This window comes from Pseudomonas alkylphenolica, assembly GCF_000746525.1.
GTDB lineage: Bacteria > Pseudomonadota > Gammaproteobacteria > Pseudomonadales > Pseudomonadaceae > Aquipseudomonas > Aquipseudomonas alkylphenolica.
The window spans coordinates 1,481,873-1,501,949 of record NZ_CP009048.1; the positions used below are offsets into that span (position 1 = coordinate 1,481,873).

General features: G+C 63.2%; 17 protein-coding genes. 13 read left to right on the forward strand and 4 right to left on the reverse strand.

Annotated elements, in window-relative coordinates:
• Nucleotides 1-114: 114 nt before the first annotated feature.
• From PSAKL28_RS06880 to PSAKL28_RS06915, 8 genes are all read left to right on the forward strand, one after another.
• Nucleotides 115-426, forward strand: coding sequence for a DUF485 domain-containing protein (locus PSAKL28_RS06880; protein WP_038608249.1), 312 nt, complete (start codon nt 115-117; stop codon nt 424-426).
• On the forward strand, nt 423-2,081 hold the full coding sequence (locus PSAKL28_RS06885; RefSeq protein ID WP_038608251.1) for a cation acetate symporter: 1,659 nt from the start codon (nt 423-425) through the stop codon (nt 2,079-2,081). The genes PSAKL28_RS06880 and PSAKL28_RS06885 overlap by 4 nt, the downstream gene beginning before the upstream one ends.
• Nucleotides 2,082-2,317: 236 nt before the next feature.
• A complete protein-coding gene (locus tag PSAKL28_RS06890; protein WP_038608253.1) occupies nt 2,318-2,794 on the forward strand; it encodes a CS1 type fimbrial major subunit in 477 nt (158 codons plus the stop codon).
• 78 nt (nt 2,795-2,872) lie between these two features.
• Complete coding sequence (locus PSAKL28_RS06895) at nt 2,873-5,386, forward strand: CS1-pili formation C-terminal domain-containing protein (protein ID WP_257011862.1); 2,514 nt, start codon at nt 2,873-2,875, stop codon at nt 5,384-5,386.
• A gap of 129 nt (nt 5,387-5,515) precedes the next feature.
• Nucleotides 5,516-6,250: a fimbrial biogenesis chaperone gene (locus PSAKL28_RS06900; RefSeq protein ID WP_038608257.1), complete on the forward strand. Its 735-nt coding sequence runs from the start codon at nt 5,516-5,518 to the stop codon at nt 6,248-6,250.
• A 5-nt stretch (nt 6,251-6,255) separates the two neighbouring features.
• Complete coding sequence (locus PSAKL28_RS27965; protein ID WP_038608259.1) at nt 6,256-7,434, forward strand: hypothetical protein; 1,179 nt, start codon at nt 6,256-6,258, stop codon at nt 7,432-7,434.
• 17 nt (nt 7,435-7,451) lie between these two features.
• Nucleotides 7,452-8,078 carry a response regulator transcription factor gene (locus PSAKL28_RS06910; protein ID WP_038608261.1) on the forward strand — a complete coding sequence of 209 codons (627 nt, stop codon included), beginning with the start codon at nt 7,452-7,454 and terminating at the stop codon, nt 8,076-8,078.
• 13 nt (nt 8,079-8,091) lie between these two features.
• Entirely contained in the window at nt 8,092-11,301 is a 3,210-nt protein-coding gene (locus tag PSAKL28_RS06915) for a transporter substrate-binding domain-containing protein (protein WP_038608263.1), read from the forward strand.
• On the opposite strand, the gene PSAKL28_RS26745 is transcribed toward PSAKL28_RS06915, so the two are convergent.
• A complete protein-coding gene (locus PSAKL28_RS26745) occupies nt 11,287-11,439 on the reverse strand; it encodes a DUF3309 family protein (RefSeq protein WP_038608265.1) in 153 nt (50 codons plus the stop codon). The genes PSAKL28_RS06915 and PSAKL28_RS26745 overlap by 15 nt on opposite strands.
• A 311-nt stretch (nt 11,440-11,750) precedes the next feature.
• On the opposite strand from PSAKL28_RS26745, the gene PSAKL28_RS06925 reads away from it, so the two are divergent.
• The 3 genes from PSAKL28_RS06925 to csrA all read left to right on the forward strand — a co-directional run bounded on the left by PSAKL28_RS06925 (nt 11,751) and on the right by csrA (nt 13,376).
• Nucleotides 11,751-12,566, forward strand: coding sequence for an SDR family oxidoreductase (locus tag PSAKL28_RS06925; protein ID WP_038608267.1), 816 nt, complete (start codon nt 11,751-11,753; stop codon nt 12,564-12,566).
• A gap of 159 nt (nt 12,567-12,725) precedes the next feature.
• Nucleotides 12,726-13,058, forward strand: coding sequence for a YnfA family protein (locus tag PSAKL28_RS06930; protein WP_038608269.1), 333 nt, complete (start codon nt 12,726-12,728; stop codon nt 13,056-13,058).
• A 135-nt stretch (nt 13,059-13,193) separates the two neighbouring features.
• Complete coding sequence (csrA, locus tag PSAKL28_RS06935) at nt 13,194-13,376, forward strand: carbon storage regulator CsrA (RefSeq protein WP_038608271.1); 183 nt, start codon at nt 13,194-13,196, stop codon at nt 13,374-13,376.
• Here csrA and PSAKL28_RS06940 read toward each other — a convergent pair whose 3' ends face one another.
• The gene (locus PSAKL28_RS06940; RefSeq protein WP_028943652.1) at nt 13,377-13,604 is read right to left on the reverse strand and encodes a YheU family protein; all 228 of its coding nucleotides are present in this window, start codon (nt 13,602-13,604) and stop codon (nt 13,377-13,379) included.
• A gap of 74 nt (nt 13,605-13,678) precedes the next feature.
• Nucleotides 13,679-15,670 (reverse strand): bifunctional tRNA (5-methylaminomethyl-2-thiouridine)(34)-methyltransferase MnmC2/FAD-dependent 5-carboxymethylaminomethyl-2-thiouridine(34) oxidoreductase MnmC1, encoded by a 1,992-nt coding sequence (gene mnmC, locus PSAKL28_RS06945; RefSeq protein ID WP_038608273.1) that lies wholly within the window; start codon nt 15,668-15,670, stop codon nt 13,679-13,681.
• Between the two features lie 95 nt (nt 15,671-15,765).
• On the opposite strand from mnmC, the gene pap reads away from it, so the two are divergent.
• Both pap and PSAKL28_RS06955 read left to right on the forward strand, forming a co-directional pair.
• On the forward strand, nt 15,766-17,259 hold the full coding sequence (gene pap, locus PSAKL28_RS06950; protein WP_038608275.1) for a polyphosphate:AMP phosphotransferase: 1,494 nt from the start codon (nt 15,766-15,768) through the stop codon (nt 17,257-17,259).
• 177 nt (nt 17,260-17,436) lie between these two features.
• Complete coding sequence (locus tag PSAKL28_RS06955) at nt 17,437-18,393, forward strand: DMT family transporter (RefSeq protein ID WP_038608277.1); 957 nt, start codon at nt 17,437-17,439, stop codon at nt 18,391-18,393.
• 137 nt (nt 18,394-18,530) lie between these two features.
• On the opposite strand, the gene PSAKL28_RS06960 is transcribed toward PSAKL28_RS06955, so the two are convergent.
• Nucleotides 18,531-19,925, reverse strand: coding sequence for a class II fumarate hydratase (locus tag PSAKL28_RS06960; RefSeq protein WP_038608279.1), 1,395 nt, complete (start codon nt 19,923-19,925; stop codon nt 18,531-18,533).
• Nucleotides 19,926-20,077: the final 152 nt, after the last annotated feature.

A 20,077-nucleotide genomic window follows, 5' to 3' on the forward strand; every position in this document is an offset into this window, starting at 1 on the left:
TTACCGAATCGGTAAAACAGTTTTGCATCTAAGACTAAGGTCGTCTGGAGTGCGTCCAAAGGCAGCATAAAGTGGAGTCCGTACTACCTAATCTGTGCTGCGAGGACAAAAACAATGAACGACAGCATTTATCTCTCGATACAAAACAGCCCGCGGTTCAAGGAGCTGGTGTCAAAACGCGAACGTTTCGCCTGGATTCTCTCGGCGATCATGCTCGGCCTCTACTCCGCTTTCATCCTGTTGATCGCCTATGGTCCGCATGTATTGGGTACCAGGCTCAGCCCTGACTCGTCGATTACCTGGGGGATTCCCCTCGGTGTCGGTCTGATCCTTTCGGCGTTCGTGCTGACTGCGATCTACGTGCGTCGCGCCAACGGTGAGTTCGATGAGATGAACAAAGCGATTCTCAAGGAGGCACAGCAATGATCCGGCGTCTTCTGGCAACCCTGGCCTTCGGCATCTTCGCACCTGCCGTGTGGGCCGCCGACGCCCTCACCGGCGAGGTGCACAAACAACCGTTGAACGTCGCGGCGATCCTCATGTTCGTCGCCTTCGTCGGTGCCACCCTGTGCATCACCTACTGGGCGTCCAAACGTAACAACTCCGCCTCCGACTACTATGCCGCCGGCGGGCGTATCACCGGTTTTCAGAACGGTCTGGCGATTGCCGGTGACTACATGTCGGCAGCTTCCTTCCTGGGTATTTCCGCCCTGGTGTTCACCTCCGGCTACGACGGCCTGATCTACTCGATCGGCTTCCTGGTCGGCTGGCCGATCATTCTCTTCCTTATCGCCGAACGCCTGCGCAACCTGGGTAAATACACCTTTGCCGACGTTGCCTCGTACCGTCTCGGGCAGAAAGAAATCCGCACCCTGTCGGCCTCCGGCTCCTTGGTGGTGGTGGCGTTCTACCTGATCGCGCAAATGGTCGGCGCCGGTAAGCTGATTCAGCTGCTGTTCGGTCTGGACTACCACGTCGCGGTGATCCTGGTCGGTATCCTGATGTGCCTGTACGTGCTGTTCGGCGGCATGCTGGCCACCACCTGGGTACAGATCATCAAGGCCGTGCTGCTGCTCTCCGGTGCCAGCTTCATGGCGCTGATGGTGATGAAACACGTCAACTTCGACTTCAACGCGCTGTTCTCCCAGGCCATCGATGTTCACCCTAAAGGTGAAGCGATCATGAGCCCGGGTGGTCTGGTCAAAGACCCGATCTCGGCCTTCTCCCTGGGCCTGGCGCTGATGTTCGGTACCGCTGGCCTGCCGCACATCCTGATGCGCTTCTTCACCGTTAGCGACGCCAAGGAAGCCCGTAAAAGCGTGCTGTATGCGACCGGTTTCATCGGCTACTTCTACATCCTGACCTTCATCATCGGCTTCGGCGCAATCCTGCTGGTCAGCACCAACCCTGAGTTCAAGGACGCTGCTGGCGCCCTGATCGGCGGCAACAACATGGCTGCGGTACACCTGGCCAATGCCGTCGGCGGCAGCGTGTTCCTCGGCTTCATCTCGGCGGTAGCCTTCGCGACCATTCTGGCAGTAGTGGCCGGCCTGACCCTGGCCGGTGCTTCGGCGGTGTCCCACGACCTGTACGCCAGCGTGATCAAGAAAGGCAAGGCCAACGAGAAGGATGAAATCCGCGTCTCGAAGATCACCACCATTGCCCTGGCGGTACTGGCGATCGGTCTGGGTATCCTGTTCGAAAGCCAGAACATCGCCTTCATGGTCGGCCTGGCGTTCTCGATTGCCGCCAGCTGCAACTTCCCGGTACTGCTGCTCTCGATGTACTGGAAGAAGCTGACCACCCGTGGCGCCATGATCGGCGGCTGGATGGGGCTGGTCAGTGCGGTGGCACTGATGGTGCTCGGCCCGACCATCTGGGTACAGATCCTTGGTCACGAAAAAGCCATCTACCCGTACGAGTACCCGGCGCTGTTCTCGATGCTGATTGCCTTCGCAGGGATCTGGTTCTTCTCGATCACTGACAAGTCCCAGGCGGCTGATAAAGAACGTGCGCTGTTCTTCCCGCAGTTCGTTCGCTCGCAGACCGGTTTGGGGGCCAGTGGCGCAGTCTCGCACTGATAACTGAGTACAAATCGCGGGGCAAGCCCGCTCCCACCGGTCCCGGTGGGAGCGGGCTTGCCCCGCGATCGTTTTCCAGTTGATCACACCAGCTAATGGCCCTCTGCTGTCGCTGGGAAATTTCCGAAGATCGCTCGGACCGGTCTTACTCTTCGAAACGAGCCAACCCCGAATAATTCTCCTCACTGACCGGGCAACACCGGTCAGGTATCGACCCCTTCAAGGAGAATTCATTCGTGAAACGTACGTTACTTGCCCTTCCCCTGACTGTGCTGTGCGCAGCTTCGGCCTATGCCATCGACCCGATCGAGAAACAGGTGCAGGTCACCGCCCAGGTGCCGACCGATGCCTTCTTCGTCGAGCCGGTAGGCGGCAACTGGATGAACGACCCGCAGGAGATGGCCTGGAACTCGTATCAGGCCAAACTCGATCCGATCCGCAAGGAACTGCAGGTCAAGAGCACCGTCGGCCCGATCACCGCCTACCTGGTGTCGCCTGCGGTCATCGCCAGCGGTACCCACAACATCGGCCTGAACGTCAAGGTCGGCGATACCGTGCTCAGCACCACCAGTGCCGAAGTCGTCAGTGCTGCCCAGGCCGCGCCCGGCGCGACCATCGGCTTCCAGGTGGAGGCCCAGGCGGCACCCGGCACCGGCTATGAGCCCGGTAGCTATCAGGGGCTGGTCAGCATGATCTTCGAAACCGCGCCTTGATAGGCGTCACCCTCAGCTAGCCCATCCGTTGTTGCCTGCCCTTGCCCCTGGCGCTTGCCGGGGGAGGGTGGGTATCCCATGCAAGCGACGCTCATGTTGAACAATCACACCATCACCGCTTCGTTGCGCCGTTGGCTGTCGGTGGCTGCCTGCCTGGCCGCGCTGCCCGTGCTGGCCAACCCCGTGCCAGGCACCCTGGGACGGATCGAGGGGCTGCCGCGGGATTTCGAAGCACATTTTTTCGACGTGCCGCTGGCCGTGCGGGTCGACCTGGACGGTCGCTACCTGGGCGATGCCATGGTCGTGCTGAGCCGCGATCAGCGCGTGCAGTTACTCGAATTCACTGAGACCCAGGAAAGCCTCGAACCCGAAAGTCTGCGCCGCCGCTGGCGCGAACGCCTGCTCGCCGGGCGGCCACTGGGCGATTGCCTGCAGGATTGCCCGGACGGCCTGCGCGCCGTGCACTACAGCCTGGTCAATTCACAGCTGTCGCTGTTGACCGACAGCGCCGAGGCCGGTGGCCTGGGCGAGCGCTTTCATCGTCTGCCCGAGCAGGGCAGCTACGGCCTGCTGCTGCGCAACCAGCTCAATTTGGTCAGCGACGAACGCGGCACCAGTGGCCGCTACGCCCTGCAAGGCCAAGGCAGCCTGGGCAACTGGACAACCCTGGCCGACGGCCAGCTCGACCGTGGCAGCGACAGCCAGCAAGACACCCGTTACCACCTCGACCAGCTGTACACCGAGCGCCTGGTCGAAGAACATTTCTACCGTCTCGGCTACTTCACCCCCAGCGCCCAGGGCCTGACCCGTCAGCCGCGATTGATGGGGGCGAGCGCCGACACCACCCTGGGCGTGATGTTCGGCAGCAGCGACAGCCTGATGGTCGACAGCGGCGCGCCCAGCGCCACGCCGATCTACGTCACCCCCGATCGCCCGGCCGTGGCCGAGATCTACCGCAATGGCGTGCTGATCAACAGTCAGGCAGTGCAGCCGGGTCTGCAGACCCTGGATACCACGGTACTGCCCGGCGGTATCTATGAAGTCGAGATCCGCCTGGTTGAGGACAGCCAGGTGACTTCGCGCAGCCAAGCCTTCATCTATAAACCCAGCAACTGGCGCAGTACCGATGCGCCGTGGCGCTACAACCTGTTCTTTGGCCGCCAGAGCAGCCTGCTGAGCAACTGGGACCGCGACCATGACGACAGCCTCAGCGCTGGCGTGCTGGCCAACTACCTGGTGCATCCCCGGGCGATTCTCGGCCTGTCCGCCCAGCGCATCGATGAAGCCATGCAGTACGGCACCTCACTGGACTGGGACGTGCGTGACCGTTTCAAGCTTTACGCCAACCTGTTCCAGGCTCAGGGCCATGGCAACGGCTATGACCTGCAGGCCATCCACAGCTACGACAACGGCTCGCTGGTGGCCAGCCACAGCCGCTCCTGGCTGGCACCCCCGCGCACGGCTCAGGATACGTCGTTCCAGCAGCGCCTGAGTCAGTCATCGCTGTCGCTCAATCACCGTCTCGACCCGCGCAATAGCGCGTCCTTGCGCCTGTCGCACAGCAGCGGCGCCAGCGAAGGCACGGGCATCGACCTGGGCTGGTCGTACTACGGCCGCCTGCTCGGCTCGGACGCTAACTGGCGCCTGTCGCTGTTCGACCGCCCGGGCACCGCTGGCACCGGTGACGCGCGCAGCCGTGGGGTCAACCTGAGTATGAGCATGAGCCTCGGCGGCGGCAGCGGGCGACGGCTCTCCGCCAGTCTCGGCAGCCGCACCTCGCGTGACGGCGGGCGCGACCTCAATGCCTCGCTGGCCTACCAGCAGGATGTCGACCTCGGGGCGTTGCGCAACGTCGGCATGAGCGCCAGTGCCGACCGCTATGGCGTCGGCCTGGGCGGCGACACCCAGTTCGAAAGCCAGGTGCTGCATGGCGATGCCTATGTGCAGCGCTCGTCCTACAACGGCGCGTTCAACGGCGGCGTGAACCTTGAAAGCCTGCTTGCGGTGGGGGCTGGCAAGGCGGCGGTGAGTGGGCAGTACCTGCCGCACCAGGCCGGGCTGATCGTCGACGTCGAGACCGACCTGGACGACCTCAAGCTACGTGCCGACAGCACCGGTGGCAGCTCTGCGACCTTGCACCCAGGGCGCAATGTCATCCCCGTTGGCGCCTACAAGGCCGGCCACGTGCAGTTCGATTTCGACGGCAGCGAGGCCACTGCGGCGGTGATCCAGCCTTCCAGCGTGGACTATCACCTCAACCGCGGCGGCATCGAGTATCGCCAGCTGCGCGTGTTGCGCACGGTGACGGTGATTGGCCGCCTGTTTGACAGCCAGGGCCGGCCCATGCGCGGTGCCCAGGTGATCAACCACGCCAGCCGCACGGTCAGCGAAGCCGATGGCTTTTTCGCGGTGGAGATGAGCGAGTCGACGCCGACCCTGGAGATCCGCCAGCAAGGTGCGCCGGTCTGCCTGCTGGCCCTGGACCCGCAGCGGCTTGAACGCGAGGACAACGTGCTGCTGGCCGGGGACCAGATCTGCAATGCAAACAGCCTGGCAAGGGCAGAGGGGGACCTGGCCAAAGGTCGAGGCTGAGTCCGGCAGCGGCAAAAAAAAACTTAGGAAAAATCCTCTTCTGTTTTAGGAAAAGTCCCGCGACTGCAGGCATAGCCACAGACCGCGCCGTGTCACTACTCTCGTTGTGTCTGTAAGGAGACTGACAAGATGAACATCCTTCGCCTGATTGCCCTGGCGTTACTGACCGCTCCACTGGCCCTGCATGCGGCGCCGGAACTCAATGTCGGCGCCTTGCATGACTACCTGGACGGCGGCAAAAGCACCCTGCTCAAACGGGTGCGCAACGGCGGTAACAGCACGGCCTTCGTCAAGGTCAGCGTCGCCGAGTTGGTCTACGACGCCAACGGCGTGGCCCGCGAAGTCGACACCGACGGCCTGCCCCTGGAGCAGCGGGGTCTGATTGCCAGCCCGGCGCGCCTGATCGTCCCGGCCCAGGGCATGCAGGCCGTGCGCCTGCTGTATCGCGGCCCGCGTGACAGCGAGCGCTACTTTCGCTTGCGCTTTATACCGGTGCTGCCGGAAACCGGCGATGGCTTTGCCGTCAACGAGCAGGAAGCCGAGCAGTACCGCGACAGCCTCAAGGCCGGGGTCAACCTGCTGGCGGGCTATGGCACCTTGTTGTTCGTGCGGCCTGCCGAGAGCCGCTTCCAGACCCCGGTGCGCCGCCAGGCTGGCCAGCTGACGGTAGTCAATGAAGGCAATAGCACCGTGGTGCTCGACCATTTCCGCCAGTGTCAGGCGCCGGCCCAAGGCTGTGAACCGGCGACCAAGCACCACTTGCTGCCAGGACGCAGCCGGCAGTTCGAGGGGCAGGTGGGCAAGGTGCATCAGTTCGAGCTGCATGAGGGTGGCGAGCGCAAGGATATGGTGGTGGAAGGATGAGCTCGATGAACTGCTTCAAGCAGCTCCGGTGCATGCTTTTAGCCGGAGTGACGATGCTGATGGTGCCTGCCGCTGACGCACTGGAGGCAACCATTTCGGCGCGGTACGTGGGAGGAGCTTCAGCAAAATTCGAAAACACCACGCCTCCAGCAGCCTTCTGTGAACGATGGGCGAGCTTTTGCAGGAATCGTGAAGTGGTCGACCTGCCTATCACTTACGTCAAGGATGTGATTGAAGCCGATATACGCGACCAGTATTACATGAAGCTTCCCGGCCGACGGCAGGTCGATGTTTTTCGTGATCAAGGCGGGGAGTCTCATACCCTGGATTTCGAATTCACTGCGGTGAGCCAGAGAACCAGCGGCCCACCGTACTCCAACAGCCCGGTATACAATTCAGTATTGGCGGGCGGCTGCACCAAAGCGGCTACTTTTGCGAATCCGCCTTGGGTGGGTTTTATATGGGAGGTGACAACGCCTCAATCTCCCGCTGCCTGTTACTCAAGGAACACCCGTGCCCAGCCTGACTACCACGCAGTTGTCACCGCTGTCGACATGGGGGTGTCCTATAACCTGATCATGCCAGCGCCTTATCGAATGAAGCCTGGCATCTACCGAGGCAGTGCAACCTACACCATCGGCCCGGGAGGAGACTTCGATTTCGGCAATGGCGTCAGTCAGCTCAACGGCAATAGCTTGACCATAAATTTCGTGCTTGATGTCCAGCACGCTTTTTTCTTTGATTTTCCTCCCGGCTCGGACCGCGCCGTGCTGGAGCCACGTGGTGGGTGGCAGAACTGGTTGTCGGGGGGCGCAGTCCCGCAACGTTTGTATCGCGACCTGCCGTTCAAGCTGTCGTCGACCGGGCCGTTCAAGGTCTACAAATTATGCCAGTACGACGTGGGCATGCTGTGTGGGTTACGGACGGACAATGGCGATCAAGTACCGGTTCAGCTCGCCCTGAGCCTGCCCGCAGGTATTCAGTATCAAGGCAGGCCGGTCGAACGCTTGCCTCTGCCCACCGGACGTGTACAGGCTCTGCAGTTCGACGCGGTGACAACTACCCTCAACCGCCCCGGCCAACTGCATTTCGAAGTCGGCAAGGACGACGTGCGCGCCATGCTCGCCCACGCCGGCAGCACCTACACCGGCCAGGTCACGGTGGTGTTCGATGCCGAGCTTTAGTCCACACGAGGCCAGCCATGTATAGAACCCTGGTGGTCGACGACCACCCCTTCATCCGTTCCACGGTCTGCATGCTGCTGCGCCAGGAGCAGCTGGAGGTGGTCGGCCAGGCCGACAACGGCATCGATGCGCTGCGCCTGGCGCGTGAGCAGGCCCCGGACCTGATCATCCTCGACATCGCCATGCCCGGGCTGGACGGCCTCGAGGTGATCGCCAGGATCAGGGCCATGCCACGTCCGGCCAAAGCCCTGGTGCTGACTTCACAACTGGCCGAAGCCTATTCGCTGCGCTGCATGCAGGCCGGTGCCGTGGGCTACGTGTCGAAAACCGACGACCTCGGCGAGCTGTGCAAGGCGGTGCATGCGGTGATGTCCGGCTACACCTACTTTCCCGAGGTGGCCCTGAGTTCGGTGCATCACCAGGACCTGCGCGCCAGCGAGGCGCATTGCATTGCCCGTCTCAGCGACCGCGAGCTGATGGTCCTGCAGCACCTGGCACGCGGACTGAGCAATAAAGCCATCGGCGAAATCATGCTGCTGAGCAACAAGACCATCAGCACCTACAAGAGTCGCCTGCTGGAAAAACTCAGGGTAAGTTCGTTGATCGACCTGGCTGACCTCGCTCGCCGCAACCTGCTCATATAAGCCGCGTCGGCTCGTGTTGACGCGTGTCCTGCTGCTGGCACTGTTGTGCGGCCTGGTGCCGGCGCCAGGCCAGGCTGCGCCGATCCTGCACTCACGGGCTACGCTCGATAGCCCGCGGCCGGAGCCGGACGGCGCCGAACTGCGCTGGTTATGGGAGCGGCGGCAACTGCGCCTGGGGGTGATCGAGCGGGACAACCCGCCGTTCGACATCCTCGGCACCGGCCAGGTGTTCGAGGGCCTGACGGCCGACTATGCCGGGCTGATCGCCGAACAATTGCACCTGCAGGTCGAGGTGCATGCCTACGCCTCTTTCGCCGAGGCGGTAGCGGCCTTGCGCGCGGGGGCGATCGACCTGCTCGGCTCGGTGTCGGCACAACAGGCGCTGGAGGCGGGTTTGCACCTGTCGCGCGCCTACGCCGAAGATCGTCCGTTGCTGATTGCCCAGGAGGAAGGGGGCACGCTTATTGGGCGCGAGGACGAATTCAGGTTGGCGATGGTCGAAGGCTACCGTTCCCCTGAGCAGCTGCGCGAGCAGTTCCCGCTGGCCCGCCTGCAACTGCATCCGTCGCGCTTCAGCGCCCTGGCTGCCGTATCGCTTGGCCATGCCGATGTCTTTCTCGGCAATGCCCTGGGCAGTCGCTACGTGCTGGGCCGCAGCCAGTTGGCGGCTGTCGAGGAGATCGGCGATGCCGCCTTGCCAAGCCAAGGCATAGGCTTTGCCATGCTTGAAGACGGCGGGCCGCTGCCACGCCTGGTGGACGCGGCGCTGGCCAGCCTCAGCGAGCGCCAGCAGGCGCGGATCGGCGAGCGCTGGAGCCCGATGGCTGGCACCGGGCACAAGCCCGAGCCGCTGCAGTTCAGTGCCGCCGAGCAACGCTGGCTGCGCAACAATCCGACGGTGACGGTGCTGGTCGACGAACAGTTGCTGCCGCTGAGCTTTCGCGATGGCAAGGGCCAGTTGCGCGGGTTGAGCCTGGATGTCCTGCAATTGATTGCTCGGCGTACCGGCCTGCAGTTCGAGGTGCGGACCGGTGGCAGTGTCGAGCGGATGATCGCGCAACTGCACCAGGGCAAGGCGCAGGTGATCGCCGGCCTGCCTCACAGTCCGCTGCGTGAGCAGCAACTGGTGTTCAGCCGTGCTTACCTCAGTGCCTCGAGAGTGCTGGTCAGCCGCGATGAAGTTCAGGCGCCGACCAGCCTGGAGCAGTTGCAGGGCCGCACGCTGGCGCTGGTCAACGGCAGTGCCCTGGCCGAGCTTGTGCGCCAGCGCTATCCACAGATCCAGCAATTGCCCGTGGCTGGCCCGGTGGCCGCTCTCAAGGCGGTGGCCCGCGGTGAGGCGGCAGCCACCGTGTTGAGCCTCGACGCCGCCCGCCCGCTGATCGCCCGCTGGTACCCTGGGCGTTTGCAGGTCAGTGCCAGCCTGGCCCTGCCACCGGCGCACTTCGCCCTGGCCAGCAACAGTGGAGCGATCGAGCTGCAGTCGATCCTCAACAAGGCCCTGCTCAGCCTCACGCCGCGTGAGACCGATGTGCTGATGCGGCGTTGGCGCAATCCGCTGATCGTTGCCGATGGCGACTGGCAGCGCTACCGCCAGCGGATCCTGCTGGGCTTCGCTGTGGTGCTGGCTCTGCTGCTCCTGGCCTCGCTGTGGATCCGCTACCTGCGCCGTCTGCAGGTCGAGTTGCGGCGCACCAAGGCTGAGGCTGATGCGGCCAACCAGGCCAAGACGCAGTTTCTCACCACCATGAGCCACGAGATCCGCACCCCCTTGCATGCCGTGCTGGGCATGCTTGAACTGGCTCAGCGCAAGGCCGAGCAGGGCGTACTTGATCGCCTGGCGATTGAGGTGGCGGCCGATGCGGCGGGTGGTCTGCTGGAGTTGATTGGCGATGTGCTCGACATCACCCGCATCGAGGCCGGGCAGTTGCAGTTGGCACCCCAGCGGGTGCGTCTGCGCGAACAAGTGGCGCGGGTGGTGCAACTGTTCGAGCAGCAGGCGCGCAGCAAAGGCCTGGCGCTGCGTCTGGAGGCCGACGGCGCGGTGGATGCCGAGGTGATGCTCGACCCTGTGCGCTTCAAGCAGGTGCTGGCCAATCTGCTGAGCAATGCCATCAAGTTCACCCCTCAGGGTCATGTTCGCGTCAGTCTGCACGCGCAGGCGGTGGGTGAGCGATTGGCTGTCGAGCTACAGGTCGAGGACACCGGCATTGGCATCGCCGAGGCCGAGCTGGCCGGGCTTGGTCAACCGTTTCGCCAGGCCAGTAACCAGCGTCAGTCGCCGCGCTGCAGCACCGGGCTGGGCCTGGGTATCAGCCGCAGCCTGTGCGAGATGATGGGCGGGCGGATGGCGCTGCACAGTGTGCTGGGGCAGGGCACACGGGTAGAGATCCTGTTCGACCTCGCGCGTCCGCCCGCCGGACACCAGGGGCAGGCGCTGCCAGCGGCGCAAGTGGCTACGGCGGGCGTGCGCCTGCGGGTACTGGTGGTCGATGATTACCCGCCCAATCGCCTGTTGCTGGCACAGCAGCTGGAGTACCTGGGGCACCAGGCACGGGTCGCCGAAGACGGTGCCCAGGCCTTGCGGCTGTGGCTCAAGGAACACATTGATGTGGTGATCAGTGACTGCAACATGCCGCGCCTGAACGGCCATGCCCTGGCCCGGGCGATCCGCTTGCATGAGCGACGCAACCGCAGGCCGGCGTGCCGGCTCATCGGCCTGACCGCCAATGCGCTGGAGAGCGAGCGTCAGCGCTGCCTTGCGGTCGGCATGGACGACTGCCTGTTCAAGCCGCTCGGGCTGGATGAGCTGGTGCGAGCGCTGGCGCTGTATCAGCCTGAAACTACGCCACAGGAGGCTATGCAGCTCTTGGATCTGCGCCATCTTCTGCGCTTGGTCGGCAATGACCAGGCGGCGTTCAAGGCGCTGCTTGCCGATTTGCGCAGCAGCAACCAGCAAGACCTGCGGCGCCTGGAAGCACTGGTCAATGATCCACCGGCACTTGCGCAGTTGGCGCACCGGATCAAGGGGGGCGCGAGGATTGCCCGTGCCGAAGGCGTGATCAGGGCTTGTCAGCAAGTGGAACTTACCTGCGAATCCAGACCGCTGGAGGCCGCGCACCTGCGCCGCGATGTCCAGGCGTTGCGGGTAGCCCTGCAACGCCTGGAAACGCAGCTGGCCGAGCGGATCGCAACGGATCCGCCGGGTTCATATCATCCCTAGCAGCAGCAACACCAGCAGGACCACCAGTACCACGCCGATAATGCCGGACGGGCCGTAGCCCCAGCTGCGCGAGTGAGGGAAGACCGGTAAGCCACCGACCAGCAGCAGGATCAGAATGATGATGAGGATCGTGGTCATGGTTGAATCCTTCAGTGGTTCGAGGATAAGGGCCTCAATGCTGGCCGCTTACAGTTGCGACCAATGCAGCGGTGCAAAGATTCAATTTCATCGCTGTGCGGCCGGGCTCCGTCAGCAGTTGTCTTCACTTGGTGGGAGCGGGCTTGCCCCGCGATGCGATGTAACTGACAAAACGCAATCGCGGGGCAAGCCCGCTCCCACTGAAGCCTGTGCGCATGCCTGCTCATTCAGCGCCTTGATCGTTGCTCAGGGTGGCCGTCGGCTCGGCTATTCTGCCGCTCATATCCACTGGCAGAACAAGGCGTGCCACCATGCACAACCGCATCATGATTACCGGAGCCGGCTCGGGTCTGGGCCGCGAGATCGCCCTGCGCTGGGCGCGCGAGGGCTGGCGTCTGGCCCTGGCTGATGTCAACGAGGCAGGCCTGCGCGAAACCCTGGCGCTGGTGCGCGAGGCTGGCGGCGAGGGTTTCGTGCAGCGTTGTGACGTACGCGACTACAGCCAGCTGACCGCCCTGGCCCAGGCCTGCGAAGAGAAGTTCGGCGGCATCGATGTGATCGTCAACAATGCCGGTGTGGCCTCTGGCGGTTTCTTTGGTGAACTGTCGCTGGAAGACTGGGAGTGGCAGTTGTCGATCAACCTGATGGGCGTGGTCAAGGGCTGCAAGGCGTTCCTGCCGATGCTTGAACGCAGCAAGGGACGGATCATCAACATCGCTTCGATGGCGGCCTTGATGCAGGGGCCGGCGATGAGCAATTACAACGTCGCCAAGGCGGGTGTTCTGGCCCTCTCGGAAAGCCTGTTGATTGAATTGCGCCAACAGCAAGTGGCGGTGCACGTGGTGTGCCCATCGTTCTTCCAGACCAACCTGCTGGACTCGTTCCGTGGCCCGACGCCGGCGATGAAAGCCCAGGTCGGCAAGCTGCTGGAAAGCTCGCCGATCAGCGCCGCCGATATTGCCGGCTATATCTACCAGCAGGTCGCAGAAGGTCAGTTCCTGATCCTGCCCCATGAGCAGGGCCGTGAAGCCTGGCAGCTCAAGCAACGCAACCCGCAGCTGATCTACGACGAGATGGCCAGCATGGCCGAGAAAATGCGCGCCAAGGCGAAACCGGCGCAGGCTTAAACAGATTTTCCGGTGGGAGCGGGCTTGCCCCGCGATACGATGTGCCTGACACACCGCGATCGCGGGGCAAGCCCGCTCCCACCGGGGTCAGTTGCTCGCACCCATCAACAGTTGATCCGCTATCCTAGGCCCCTTTTCATGTAAAACGGGCTCTCTGGCGTGATCAATTACCTGTGGTTTTTCCTCGCGGCGGTCTTCGAGATCGCCGGTTGCTATGCCTTTTACATGTGGTTGCGGCTGGGCAAGAGCGGCTGGTGGATTGCCCCGGCGCTGCTCAGTCTGACCCTGTTCGCGCTGATCCTGACCCGTGTCGAGGCCGCCTATGCCGGGCGCGCCTACGCCGCCTATGGCGGTATCTACATCGTCACCTCGTTGCTGTGGCTGGCGCTGGTCGAACGGGCGCGACCGCTGGGCAGCGACTGGATCGGCGCGCTGCTCTGTGTGCTGGGGGCCAGCATCATTGTCTTGGGGCCGCGGTTGCAGAGCGCCTGAGTATGTGAAAACGACGAAAATCTGTAGGCAAATTCGTCGGCTTTAGTGGGATCGGTCTATTTGACTGGCGGAGCATTGCTGCGCTCTGACACCCCGTGCAGTCTCCGAATTCTCAGCGTTGTGGAGGATCGGAGCATGTTGGTAATCGGACGCGAAGTAGGCGAAGTCATCGCCATTGATGAGCACATCAAGGTCAAGGTGCTCTCGGTGGAGGGCAATGTGGTGCGCTTTGGCATCAGCGCACCCCGCGAAATCGAAGTGCACCGGGCAGAAATCTATCGGCGCATCGTCGAGCAACTGGCCAAGGATGCGGGCTGATCAGTCGAATAGTTCTTTCGGTACGTCGTGCTTGGCCAGCAGTTGGCACTGCTGGCTTTCGAGGTCGAAAAGAATGAACGCCTGCTTTTTCGCCAGGGCCTGGCGCACGCGCAGCACGCGGGTTTCCAGCGGGGTGTCGTCGCCGTTGTCGGTGCCGTCGCGGGTGACGAAATCCTCGATCAGGCGGGTGAGGGTTTCGGCTTCCAGTTGCTCGTAGGGGATCAGCATATGCAGGACAGGTTCGGTGAAGTGTGCAGCTATGTTACGCGAAACCTGTCCTGGCCGAGTGGGATAGTTCGGGGTCAGCTTCGGCCTTTCTTGCCCCTGATCAGTTCGCGCAGCATGAACCGATTCGGGTGACAGGCTTCAGCGACACTGCGCGGTACCGGCAGCGGTGCGTTGTCGACCCAGGCGGCGATCAATTCACCCGACAACGGCGCGGTGATCAGCCCGCGCGAGCCGTGGCCGCTATTGATGTACAGGCCTTCAAGCCAGGGGCAGGACGTCTCGGGCACCTGGCGGGCGTCCTTGGCCAGCACTGCGTAGTGCTGATTGAATGCCTGCTGGTCGGCGAGCGGGCCGACGATGGGCAGGTAATCGGGACTGGTGCAGCGAAAGGCTGCCCGCCCCTCCAGGGTGTGCGGGTCGATGCGGTGGGTGTCGAGGCGCTCGGCCAGGTCGCTGGAGATCTCTTCGAGCAGGCGCAGGTTGCCGATGTGCTCACCGGCGGTAGGGGTCAGATCGATACTGTGAAAGTCGAAACTGGCGCCCAGGGTATGTTCGCCGCCACGCGCGGGCGCGACGTAACCGTCGGCGCAGACCACGGTATTGAGCGACTGGCTTTGCGCGGTCGCGGGCAGGCGGGTGATCTGCCCGCGTATGCGCTTGAGCGGCAGGTTCGCGCAGGGCTCGAAACGCTGGATCTCGGCAGCGGTGGCGAGTACCACCAGCGGTGCGCTGGCGAGGAATTTTTCGCTTTCCCAGGCCTGCCAAAGACCATCGACCTTGCGCAGCTGCAGCACCTGATGATGCGTCAGCAAGGTAATGTTCGGGTGCTGCAGTTGTGCCTGGCATAACGCTGGCGGATGCACCCAGCCGGCTTCCGGGTAGAACAAGCCGCCGCTGGCCAGTGCGACGCCGGCCAGCGCTTGCGCCTGTTCGCGGTCCAGCGGCGTCAGCAGCTGCGGGTTGAAGGCATTGGCCAGCAGCGCCTGGCGCTGTTCTTCCTTGGCGTCGAAGGCCAGCTGCAAAACGCCGCATCCGTCCCAGTCACGGCCACGCTGCAGGGCCTCAAGCAGCCGTCGGGTGTAGCCAAAACCGCTGAGGATCAGCCGCGACAAGGCTGTGCCATGGGCCGAAAGTTTGAGGTAGAGCACCCCTTGCGGGTTACCCGAGGCCTCGGCCGCCGGCGTCGCATGGCGCTCCAGCACACTGACCTGCCAGCCGCGGGCGGCAAGGCTCGCGGCGGTGGCGCAACCGGCCAGGCCGGCGCCGATCACCAGGGCCTGGCGCGGGCCGGGCAGGGCGGCGGGGCGGGCGAACCAGGGCGCGGCCGGAGCCGGTGCTGCAAGCGCTTCGGGCGTGCCACGAAAGACCCCGCGCAACACCTCCCATTTCTTGCCGATGCCAGGAATGCGCTTCATCTCAAAGCCCACGGCGATCAGCCCGCGGCGCACCCAGCCGGTGCTGGTGAAGGTGCCCAGGGTGGCATTGGCGGCAGACAGGCGACCGATCTGGGTGAACAGCTCCGGGGTCCACATCTGCGGGTTCTTCGCCGGGGCGAAACCGTCGAGGAACCAGGCGTCGATGGCGGCGTCGAGTTGCGGCAATTGCTCGAGGACATCACCGATCATCAGGGTCAGGCGTACCCGGCCGTGCTCGAAGACAAAGCTCTGGAAACCTTCATGTACCGCCACGTATTGCGCCAGCAGCTGCGTGCTGAACGGCGCCAGTTCCGGCCACAGGGCCAGGGCGCGGCTGAGGTCGGCGCGGCTGAGCGGGTACTTTTCGACACTGACGAAATGCAGGCGGGCGTCAGGGGCGGCGCATTCGCTGAACAGCTGCCAGGCACAGAAAAAGTTCAGCCCAGTGCCGAAGCCGGTTTCACCGATCACCAGGCACTGGTCGGGCAGCATCGCGCTGAAGCGCTGGCGCAGGTCATTCTGGTCGATGAACACATGACGGGTTTCTTCCAGGCTCTGGTCCTTGGAGAAATAGATGTCATCGAACTGGCGTGAGTGGGGGCGGCCCTGGTCGTCCCAGTCGATCTGGGCGTAGTGGGTAACTTCGGTCATGGTCGGCTCAGGCATGTCTAGAGCGGCATTTTAGCTTACCCGGACAAAGTCTACCCGGATCCGCTAGTCTTGCTTATCCAAGTAGGGAGCCTGGTATGTTCGAATCCGCTGAAATTGGTCACGCCATCGACAAAGAAACCTATGACGCTGAAGTTCCAGCGCTACGTGAGGCTTTGCTCGAGGCGCAGTTCGAACTCAAGCAGCAGGCGCGTTTCCCGGTGATTGTGCTGATCAACGGCATTGAAGGCGCCGGCAAGGGCGAGACGGTAAAGCTGCTCAACGAGTGGATGGATCCGCGCTTGATCGAAGTGCGCACCTTCGACCAGCAGACCGACGAGGAGCTTGCCCGGCCACCGGCCTGGCGCTACTGGCGCGCACTGCCGGCCAAGGGGCGGATTGGCGTGTTTTTCGGCAACTGGTACAGCCAGATGCTTCAAGGCCGGGTGCATGGCCAGTTCAAGGATGCCGTACTCGACCAGGCCATTCGCGGTGCCGAGCGCCTGGAAGAAATGCTCTGTGACGAAGGCGCGCTGATTTTCAAGTTCTGGTTCCATCTGTCGAAGAAACAGATGAAAGCCCGGCTCAAGGCGCTCAAGGACGACCCGTTGCACAGCTGGCGTATCAGCCCGCTGGACTGGCAGCAGTCGGAAACCTACGACCGTTTCGTGCGCTTCGGCGAACGGGTGCTACGCCAGACCAGCCGCGATTACGCGCCCTGGCATGTAATCGAAGGGGTGGACCCGCATTACCGCAGCCTGGCGGTCGGACGCATTTTGCTTGAGGGCCTGCAGGCGGCGCTCAAGGTCCAGCATGCGCCGGTTCACCAGGCCAATATTGCACCGTTGGGCCAGAGCATCGACCAGCGCAGCCTGTTGGGCAGCCTGGACATGACCCTGCGCCTGGACAAGAACGACTACCAGGAGCAACTGATCACCGAGCAAGCACGTCTGGCCGGCTTGCTGCGTGACAAACGCATGCGTCGTCATGCCCTGGTGGCGGTGTTCGAAGGCAATGATGCCGCGGGCAAGGGCGGCGCCATCCGCCGCGTGGCCGCGGCGCTGGACCCACGTCAATACCGCATCGTACCGATTGCCGCGCCCACTGAAGAAGAGCGTGCGCAACCATACCTGTGGCGGTTTTGGCGGCATGTTCCGGCGCGGGGCAAGTTCACCGTGTTTGACCGCTCCTGGTATGGTCGGGTGCTGGTCGAACGGGTCGAGGGTTTCTGCAGTCAGGCTGACTGGATGCGTGCCTATGGCGAGATCAACGACTTCGAAGAACAGCTGACCGATGCCGGGGTGGTGCTGGTCAAGTTCTGGTTGTCGATCGATGAGCAAACCCAGCTCGAGCGCTTCAAGGAGCGCGAGCAGATCCCGTTCAAGCGCTTCAAGATCACCGAAGAAGACTGGCGCAATCGCGAAAAATGGGGGCTGTACGCCGAAGCGGTGGGCGACATGGTCGACCGCACCAGTACCGAGATCGCGCCTTGGACGCTGGTTGAAGCCAACGACAAGCGCTGGGCCCGGGTCAAGGTGCTGCGAACCATCAATGATGCGCTGGAGGCGGCGTTCAAGAAGGACAAGAAGTAAGGTCCGATCGCGGGGCAAGCCCGCTCCCACCGGAGGGGTGAGATCCCGGTGGGAACGGGCTTGCCCCGCGGAAAAGGAATGAAATACCGAAATCTTTTCCGCAATTGTACCTGTCGGCCCCGGCCACCCAGCCCGTAGAATCCAGTCTCCCCCCACCACAGGGCTTTTGAGGCTGGTATGCATATTTCTTCCGGACGCTGGGTCTATGGCCTTTCACTTTCGCTGTTGACCGCGTTGCTCTGGGGCATCCTGCCGATCAAGCTCAAACAGGTGCTGCAGGTGATGGACCCGATCACCGTGACCTGGTTTCGTCTGTCGGTCTCTGGTGGCCTGCTGCTGGCCTGGCTCGCGGCAAGCAAGCGCTTGCCGTCGTTCAACAAGCTCGGGCGCAAGGGCTGGGGCCTGGTGGCATTGGCCACCGGCGGACTGGTCGGCAACTATGTGCTGTATCTGATGGGCCTGAACCTGCTCAGCCCCGGCACGGCGCAACTGGTTGTGCAGCTTGGGCCGGTACTGCTGCTGGTGGCCAGCGTGTTCCTGTTCAAGGAGCGCTTCAGCCTCGGCCAAGGGGTAGGTCTGGTTATCCTGCTGCTGGGCTTCGGCCTGTTTTTCAACCAGCGCCTGGACGAGCTGTTGACCTCTCTGAGCGTCTACACCACGGGGGTGCTGACCATTGTCCTGGCAACCACCATCTGGGTGTTTTACGCCCTGAGCCAGAAGCAGTTGCTGACGGTGTGGAATTCGATGCAGGTGATGATGGTCATCTACCTGTGCTGCGCCGTGCTTCTGACGCCCTGGGTGCATCCGCTGGAAGCGCTGCAGTTGACGCCGCTGCAAGGCTGGCTGTTGCTCGCCTGCTGCCTCAATACCCTGGTGGCCTATGGCGCCTTCGCCGAAGCGCTGGCCCACTGGGAAGCTTCCAAGGTCAGCGCCACCCTGGCGATCACGCACTTGATTACCTTTGTTGCCGTAGCCCTGGCGGCCTGGTTCTGGCCTGACTACGTGCACGCCGAACAGATCAATACTCTGGGTTACATCGGCGCACTGGTGGTGGTACTGGGCTCGGCGCTGACCGCGCTGGGCCCGTCGATCATGGCCGGCTGGCGGGCCAGGCGCATACGCCTGGCCCGGTGACTCTAATGCTGTTCACTTAAGGGAAGCGGGACAAGCCCGGTGGGAGCGGGCTTGCCCCGCGATTGCGTTTTGTCAGGCAAATCGCATCGCGAGGCAAGCTCGCTCCCACCTAAATGAACAGCATTAGGCCCGGTGACTCAGCCTTTCTTGCCGGGTTCGAGCATGTCTTGCGGGCGTACCCACTGGTCGAACTCTTCGTTGGTCAGGTAACCCAGGGTCAGGGCCGCCTCGCGTAACGTGCGGCCTTCGCTGTAGGCCTTCTTGGCGATTTCCGCGGCCTTGTCGTAGCCGATGTGCGGGTTGAGCGCGGTAACCAGCATCAGCCCGCGTTCCAGGTGCGCCGCCATCTGTTCGGCATCCGCTTCGATGCCTGCCACGCAGTGCTGCTGGAAGTTGCTGCAGCCGTCGGCCAGCAGCTCGATGGACTGCAGCAGGTTGTGGATGATCACCGGCTTGAACACGTTCAATTGCAGGTGACCCTGGCTGGCGGCAAAGCCGATAGCCGTGTCATTGCCCAGCACCTGGCAGGCCAGCATCGACAGCGCCTCGCACTGGGTCGGATTGACCTTGCCGGGCATGATCGAGCTGCCCGGCTCGTTGGCCGGCAGACGCACTTCGGCAATCCCGGCGCGGGGGCCGGAACCGAGCAGGCGCAGGTCATTGGCCAGCTTCATCAGGGCCACTGCCAGAGTCTTCAGACCGCCCGCCAGGGTCGTCAGCGGCTCATGCCCGGCAAGGGCGGCGAACTTGTTTGGCGCAGTCACAAAAGGCAAGCCGGAGAGGGCGGCCAGCTCTGCGGCGATGGCCTCGGCAAAACCGTGCGGGGCATTCAGCCCGGTACCGACCGCGGTACCGCCCTGGGCCAGCTCGCACACCGCCGGCAAGGCCGAGCGGATGGCGCGCTGGGCGTAGTCAAGTTGCGCCACGTAGGCCGAGAGTTCCTGGCCAAAGGTGATCGGCGTGGCATCCATCATGTGGGTGCGGCCGGTCTTGACCAGGTGCTGGTGACGCACCGAAAGTTCCGCCAGCCCCGACGACAGCTCGGCGATGGCCGGCAGCAGCTTGTGCTGGACCGCCTGGACGGCAGCGATGTGCATGGCGGTCGGGAAGCAGTCGTTGGAACTCTGCGAGCGGTTGACATGATCGTTGGGGTGCACCGGACTCTTGCCGCCCCGGCCTTTACCCGCCAGTTCGTTGGCGCGCCCGGCGATCACTTCATTGACGTTCATGTTGCTCTGGGTGCCACTGCCGGTCTGCCAGACGACGAGTGGAAATTGATCATCCAGCTGGCCATCGAGTACCTCGTCGGCGGCCTGTTCGATCAGCCGGGCGATGTCCGCCGGCAGGTCTCCGTTGCGGTTGTTGACCCGTGCAGCGGCTTTTTTGATCATCGCCAGAGCGTGCAGGACAGCCAGTGGCATGCGCTCCTTGCCGATGGCAAAGTTGATCAGTGAGCGTTGCGTCTGGGCACCCCAGTAGGCCTGGTCAGGAACTTCGACCTGCCCCAGGCTGTCAGTTTCGATACGGCTCATGCTGTGAACACTCCCTTGTGGTCTGAATTCGCAGTTTAGGTCCCTTTTTGTCGCAGCGGTTCCAACGCTCGTCGACCCACTTGAGTGCTGTGCCCGAGTCGGCGCAGAATGCTCTACTCTGGGGTACTACCTCGTCTGTCTAATGAAGGAAT